Genomic DNA, 6,361 nt, shown 5'->3' on the forward strand with positions numbered 1-6,361 from the left:
GCCGAAGACTGCGGCGGCCTCGACGCCCGGCGTATGGCGCAGCGCCACCGCGGCGCGATCGACGTCGCCGCCCGTCCCCTCGTAGGCGATGAGGCCGGACTTCTCGACGACCATCGAGGCCGCGCCCTGAACCACAATCCGCCCTTGGGCGAGATAGACGATGCGTTTGCAGCGTTCGGCCTCGTCCATGTAGTGGGTCGAGACCAGCGTCGTCAGGCCCTCGACCGCCATGTCGTGGATCAGGTCCCAGAACTCGCGCCGCGCCTTGGCGTCGACGCCCGCAGTGGGTTCGTCGAGCAGCAGCAGCTTCGGCTCGTGCAGGACGCAGGCGGCGAGCGCCAGCCGCTGCTTCCAGCCGCCCGAAAGTTGCCCGGCGAGCTGTTCGCGGCGGTTCATGAGCCCCATGCGGCCGAGGATGTCCCGGACCGCGGCGCGCCGGTTCGGCATCTCGTAGACGCGGGCGACGAAGTCGAGGTTCTCATTGACCGTCAGGTCCTCGTAGAGGCTGAAGCGCTGCGTCATGTAGCCGACCTGGCGGCGGATCTCGTGCGGCTCGTTGATGATATCGTAGCCGAGGCACCGGCCGGCGCCGCCGTCGGGCCTGAGCAGTCCGCAGAGCATCCGGATAGTGGTGGTCTTGCCGCTGCCGTTGGCGCCGAGAAAGCCGCAGATCTCGCCCTCGGCGACCGTGAGATCGAGGCCCTCGACCACCTTCAGGTCGCCGAAGCTCTTGCGCAATCCGCGGACCTCGATCGCGGCGTCGGTCATGGCGCGCTCGCGGTGGGAGCCTCGGCCTGACCCGTCGGCGCAACCGTCACAGGCTCGCCGGGGTTGAGGAGCTTCGCCTGCTCCGGCGGCGCCCGCGCCTCGGCGTGGAACACGAACTTGCCGCGCGTCGACTCGGAATAGATGAACGGCGGCGTGTATTCCGCGTTGGGGGCGATGAACGACACGGTTCCGTTCAGGTCCGCCGGGCAATTGTCGCAGGAAAAATCGACCCGGTCGCCGACATGCACCTTGGCGAGTTCGGGCTCGGGGATGAAGAAACGGACGAAAATGTTTCCCGGCGGCAGCAGGGAGACGACCGGCGCGCCGGCGGCGAGCGTCTCGCCGGGAAAAGCGATGACGTCGGCGATGACGCCTGCCTCGGGCGCCGTGACTGAGCGCTGGTCGAGCCGCCACTGAGCCTGCTTCAGCGCCGCCTCGAGCGAATCGACCATGGATCGCTGCGCCTCGACCTCCGCCGGCCGGCCCATCGGCGCCTGGGCCGTGGTCAGCGCCGCCGTCGCCGCGGCGACCTTCGCCTCGGCCGAGCGGAGCGCGGCGTCCTCCTGATCGACGATCTGCTGCGTCGCCGATCCGGACTTGAGGAGCTGCGCGCTGCGCCGCAAATCCTCCTGCGCCCGGTCGCGGGCGGCCTCGGCGTCGCGCAGATTCGCTTGAGCCTGGTCGATCTCGCTCGACTTCGCCGGCGACAGCAGGTTCTGGAGCTGACCCCGCGCCTGCTGCAAGAGACGCTGCGCCTGATCGACCGCGGCGCGGTCGTCGGTGTCGTCCTGCTCGAACAGCGGCTGGCCCTTGGCGACACGATCGCCGCGCGCGACCCGGACCGCGGTGAGCAGCCCCGGCTGGGTCGGTCCGATCTTGACGAAGTCGGCCTCGGCGTAGCCCTGCCACGCGACCGGCTGAGGCGGCTTCGGGCGGAACAGAACCCACGCCGCGCCCGCGACCAGCGCAATGAGAACCGCAGGGACAAGGAAACGTCGAATCAAGGCACGCGCTCGCGGCGGTCGCTCAAAAGCCGCGGCCCGGATGGCCGCGTGAGGGGAGTCCCTTTAGCGGCGTTCGGCGGGAAAAGACATTGGGACGGAAGGACGCGGCCCGACGAGCGCATCGCGAGCCCCTCCGAGCGGAACCCGGACGCCTCGCGCCGCGTTCGGCATACGGATAGGGGTTCACTCATGTACATCATCTGTCTTGCGACCGACTACGGCGGCACGCTGGCGCACGACGGCGTCGTCGATTCGGCCACCTTCGACGCGCTCGTCCGCCTCAAGCGATCCGGCCGCAGGCTGGTTCTCGTCACCGGCCGAGAGCTTCCCGACCTTGTCGAGGTGTTTCCGCGGCTCGATGTGTTCGATCGCGTGGTTGCCGAAAACGGCGCACTCCTGGTTAATCCGGCCGCCAAGCAGGAGCAGCCGCTTGCGCCCGAGCCTTCGCCGGAATTCGTCGCCTTGCTTCGGGAGAAGGGCGTCGCGCCGCTGTCGGTCGGACGGGCGATCGTCGCCACTTGGGAGCCTCACGAAGCCGCGGTGCTCGAGGCCATTCGCGATCTGGGGCTCGAGCTTCAGATCACCTTCAACAAGGGCGCGGTGATGGTTCTGCCGGCCGGGGTCAACAAGGCGAGCGGGCTCAAGGCCGCGCTCGACGACCTCGGCCTCTCCGCGCACAACGTCGTCGCGGTCGGCGACGCGGAGAACGACCATGCCTTCATGCGGGCCTCAGGCTTCGCCGTCGCCGTCGCCAACGCGCTGCCGACGATCAAGGAGGAGGCCGACCTCGTCACCAAGGGCGCGCGCGGAGCGGGCGTCGCCGAGCTGATCGGGCGCGTGCTCGATGAAGACGTCGACGCCTTCGCACCCTACAAGGAGCACGGCCTCGTTCAGGCGGCTGTCCGGCCCGACGGCCAGCCCGTCTTCCTCCGCCCGCACGGGGGAGGCGCGCTGATCGCCGGACTGTCCGGCGGCGGCAAGTCCACGCTGGCGACGGCGCTCGTCGAGGGCATGACCGCCGGCGGCTTCCAGGTCGGCGTGTTCGATCCGGAGGGCGACTATTCCAGTTTTCGCTCGGCCGTGGCGCTCGGCGACGCCAAGTCGCCGCCGCGCCTTGCCGAAATGCTCAAGGCGCTCGAACGTCCGGAGGACAGCCTCGTCGTCAACATGCTCGCCGTCAGCGTCGAGGACCGGCCCGCGGCTTTTGCGGGCTTTGTCGGCGCCCTCGTCGAGATGCGCGGGCGGACTGGCCGTCCGCACTGGATTCTTGTGGATGAAGCCCATCACGTGTTTCCCGCCGAGCGGGACGCCAACGCCGCCGCGCCTCCAGACCTTCCGGCGATCCTCCTCACCGTCGATCCCGAAACGGTCGCGCCCCGCGCCCTCGAGGCCGTCGACGACGTCTTCGCCGTGGGCGACAAGCCGGCCGAGACGATCCGCGCCTTCTGCCGGGCGCTGTCGATCGACCCTCCCGCGCTCCCGGGGTCGCCGGCGGAACATGGCCGGGCGCTGCACTGGCGGAGGCGTTCCGGCAAGGCGCCGGAATTCGTCGAACTGCGCGCGCCGGCTTCCAAGATGGAGCGCCACACGCGCAAATACACCGAAGGCGAACTCGGCGAGGACAAGAGCTTTTACTTCCGCGGTCCCGAAAAGGCCCTCAATCTGCGCGCGCAAAACCTGAGAATCTTCCTCCAGATGGCCGACGGCGTGGATGACCGAACCTGGCGCCATCACCTGAAGCGCCACGACGTCTCGAGGTGGATACGCGAGGCGATCAAGGACGAGGACCTTGCGGACGAGGCGCAAGGGATCGAGGACGCTGTCGCAGATCCGGCGCAATCGCGCAGAGCCATGCGCGAGTCGATCGAGCGCCGCTACACCGCGCCGGCGGCGACGGGAGCGGACTTCCGCTGAGGTGCGGATGAGTTTCCCGTCGGCGCGCGGGGCGACGATCGGCCTCGCCCCCTTCGGGTCGAGAATTCCGGAGGGGACGGCGGCTTCGCCGTCCCCTCCAACCCGTCAATCCTCAGCTTTGTCGGAATGTTCCTTGGCCGTCTTCGAGTGCTTGTGGCCTTCCTCGCTATGCTCGTGAGCGGCGTCTGCGTGCTCCTGCGCGTCTTCGTGCTCGCCGATATTGTGGAGGTGGGCCGCCTGAAGATGATGGTGGGCAGCAGCGGAATGATGAGCGGCCGCTTGATGATGATGCTCGCTTGCCGGATGCTTGTCCTTCGCCATGACGTCGCTCCTTGACCGTTTGTGGGGCCCCATCCTGGTCGCAACTTCGGCAGGTGAGATTCCCGGGCAAGACCCGAGCTAGCGCCTTCGCTAGTCCCCACCTTACGGTAAGCTTCGACAGCAACAGGAGCGTGACGGCGCGGCGAAAGATACGCATGCGTCCGCGATTAGAAGCGCGAGACACCGTACCGAGCGGTGGCGCTGGTGTGCGACTCAAGGCGCAGGCGTCACATCTTGCCCGCCGGCGACCCGGCTTTGAAGAACCAAGGCAGCGTCAGCGGCGGCCTTCCCAGGCCATGCGAACGGCGAGACCGGCGAGCACCGTGCCCATGAGCCAGCGTTGCAGAAGCGCCCACGAAGGCCGCGCCTTCAAGAACCCGGCGATCGACCCGGCCATGATCGCGATGACGGCGTTGACCGTGACGCTGATCACGATTTGCGTCCAGCCCAGGATCAAGGACTGCGACAGGACGCTCCCGGCGTTCGGGTCGATGAACTGCGGCAGCAGCGACAGGTAGAGCATCGCAATCTTCGGGTTCAAGAGGTTTGTGACGAGGCCCATCCCGAACAACCTCAGCGGGCTGTCGATCGGCAATCGTCTGACCTCGAACGGCGACTGGCCGCCCGGGCGCAGCGCCTGCCAGGCGAGCCAAGCGAGATAGGCTGCTCCCGTCAAGCGCAACGCGTCGTACGCGCAGGGCACGGCGAAGACGAGCGTCGTGATTCCGAGCGCCGCGCAAAGCATGTAGAAGACAAATCCCAGCGCCACGCCGCCGAGCGAGATCAAGCCGGCGGCGCGTCCCTGGACGATAGATCGCGAAATCAAATAGATCATGTTCGGCCCGGGCGTCAGGACCAGGCCGAGCGCGACCAGGGCGAAGGCGATGAGATGGACGAGGGACGGCATCGGCGCCTCCGGCTCTCATTTCGATCAGAACGTCAAATTGGGGCCGGATAGGGGTCCGCGCCGCGTAACGGCAAACCGCTGAACCCCTCACCCCCGACCCCTCTCCCCCTGAGAGAGTCTTTACACTCTCAGCGGCATCAGCACGTAGAGCGCGTTCCCGCCGTCGCGGTCCTGGATCAGGGTCGGGGAGCCGGGGTCGGCCATCTTGATGAGGGCCGTGTCGCCGGCGAGCTGGCCGACGATGTCCAGCAGATACCGGGCGTTGAAGCCGATGTCGATCGGCGCGGAATCGTAGTCGACCTCGATCTCCTCGCTCGCCGAGCCCGAGTCCGGGTTGTTGACCGACAGCGTCATCTTGTTATCGCCGATCGAGAGCTTGATCGCCCGCCCGCGCTCGGACGACAGGGTCGAGACGCGGTCGACCGCATTCTGGAAGGGCTCCTTGTCGACCACGAGCCGCTTGTCGTTGCCGGCCGGAATGACCCGCTGGTAGTCGGGGAAGGTGCCGTCGATCAGCTTGGTGGTCAGCACGACGTCGCCGAACTGGAAGCGCGCCTTGGCGGTGGAGATCTCGATCTGCACGTCCTGGGTCGGGTCCTCGAGGAGCTTCAGCACTTCGCTCACCGCCTTGCGCGGCGCGATCACCCCGGGCATGCCGTCCGACCCCTGCGGCGCCGGCGTCTCGACGCGGGCGAGGCGGTGGCCGTCGGTCGCGACCGCCCGCAGCATCGGCTTCCCGTCGACGTCGACGGTGTGCAAAAAGATGCCGTTGAGATAGTAGCGCGTCTCCTCGGTCGAGATGGCGAACTGGGTGTTCTCGATCAGGCGCTTGAGCTCGACCGCCGGCAGGGTGAAGCGGTGCGAGAATTCTCCGGATGTGAGGTCGGGAAAATCGGACGCCGGCAGCGCCTGGAGAAAGAAGCGCGAGCGGCCGGAGCGCAAAAGAAGCTGGCCGGTGTCGCCGGCCATCTCGAGGCTCGCCTGCGCGCCCTCGGGCAGCTTGCGCACGATGTCGTAGATGACGTGCGCCGGCACGGTGGTCGCGCCCGCCTGCACGACGTCCGCCGGCGCCTGCTCGGTCGCCTCGAGGTCGAGGTCGGTGCTCTTCAGCGCCACCTTTCCGTCGGCCGCCTCGATCAGCACATTGGCGAGGATCGGAATCGTGTTGCGCTTCTCGACAATGCGATGAACGTGCCCCAGGGCCTTGAGCAGGACCGAACGCTCGATGGTGACTTTCATCGCAGGACTTCCGCTACTTTCCTCCCCACGCGCGACACGCGGCAAGGGGGGCGAACTTTGCCAAGACGTGTCCGCAAGCGCAAGGCCGGGCTGACCGGCGGATCGTCGATTTCAGAGGAATAGTCAAGACCTGTGGATCGGCGTGTCACGCGACTTGCTGATCGCCACCCTCTGATCCGTCCGGCCGTTCGATGAGCTTGCCGTTCTT

At 67.6% G+C, this 6,361-nt stretch carries 6 protein-coding genes; 1 reads left to right on the top strand and 5 read right to left on the bottom strand.

Features of this window, described 5'->3' with window-relative positions:
• The coding region (locus ACLP25_RS10905) for an ABC transporter ATP-binding protein (protein ID WP_442469217.1) at positions 1 to 768 on the bottom strand (768 nt) is incomplete at its 3' end.
• A complete protein-coding gene (locus tag ACLP25_RS10910) occupies positions 765 to 1,772 on the bottom strand; it encodes an HlyD family secretion protein (protein WP_442469218.1) in 1,008 nt (335 codons plus the stop codon). The genes ACLP25_RS10910 and ACLP25_RS10905, both read right to left, overlap by 4 nt.
• A gap of 189 nt (positions 1,773 to 1,961) precedes the next feature.
• On the opposite strand from ACLP25_RS10910, the gene ACLP25_RS10915 reads away from it, so the two are divergent.
• Positions 1,962 to 3,686, top strand: a complete 1,725-nt coding sequence (locus ACLP25_RS10915; RefSeq protein ID WP_442469219.1) for an HAD-IIB family hydrolase — start codon at positions 1,962 to 1,964, stop codon at positions 3,684 to 3,686.
• A gap of 105 nt (positions 3,687 to 3,791) precedes the next feature.
• Here ACLP25_RS10915 and ACLP25_RS10920 read toward each other — a convergent pair whose 3' ends face one another.
• The 3 genes from ACLP25_RS10920 to dnaN all read right to left on the bottom strand — a co-directional run bounded on the left by ACLP25_RS10920 (position 3,792) and on the right by dnaN (position 6,153).
• Positions 3,792 to 4,007 carry a hypothetical protein gene (locus ACLP25_RS10920; RefSeq protein ID WP_442469220.1) on the bottom strand — a complete coding sequence of 72 codons (216 nt, stop codon included), beginning with the start codon at positions 4,005 to 4,007 and terminating at the stop codon, positions 3,792 to 3,794.
• A gap of 274 nt (positions 4,008 to 4,281) precedes the next feature.
• Positions 4,282 to 4,914, bottom strand: a complete 633-nt coding sequence (locus ACLP25_RS10925; RefSeq protein WP_442469221.1) for a LysE family translocator — start codon at positions 4,912 to 4,914, stop codon at positions 4,282 to 4,284.
• Positions 4,915 to 5,034: 120 nt separating this feature from the next.
• Positions 5,035 to 6,153, bottom strand: coding sequence for a DNA polymerase III subunit beta (gene dnaN / locus ACLP25_RS10930; protein ID WP_442469222.1), 1,119 nt, complete (start codon positions 6,151 to 6,153; stop codon positions 5,035 to 5,037).
• Positions 6,154 to 6,361: the final 208 nt, after the last annotated feature.

The organism is Roseiarcus sp., assembly GCF_052145395.1.
In the GTDB taxonomy this organism is placed as follows: Bacteria; Pseudomonadota; Alphaproteobacteria; order Rhizobiales; family Beijerinckiaceae; genus Roseiarcus.

Excerpts from the sequence above, each read along its gene's own strand:
- ACLP25_RS10915 (WP_442469219.1), top strand. The coding sequence starts at position 1,962 with ATGTACATCATCTGTCTTGCGACCGACTACGGCGGCACGCTGGCGCAC.
- ACLP25_RS10920 (WP_442469220.1), bottom strand. The coding sequence starts at position 4,007 with ATGGCGAAGGACAAGCATCCGGCAAGCGAGCATCATCATCAAGCGGCC.
- ACLP25_RS10925 (WP_442469221.1), bottom strand. The coding sequence starts at position 4,914 with ATGCCGTCCCTCGTCCATCTCATCGCCTTCGCCCTGGTCGCGCTCGGC.
- dnaN (WP_442469222.1), bottom strand. The coding sequence starts at position 6,153 with ATGAAAGTCACCATCGAGCGTTCGGTCCTGCTCAAGGCCCTGGGGCAC.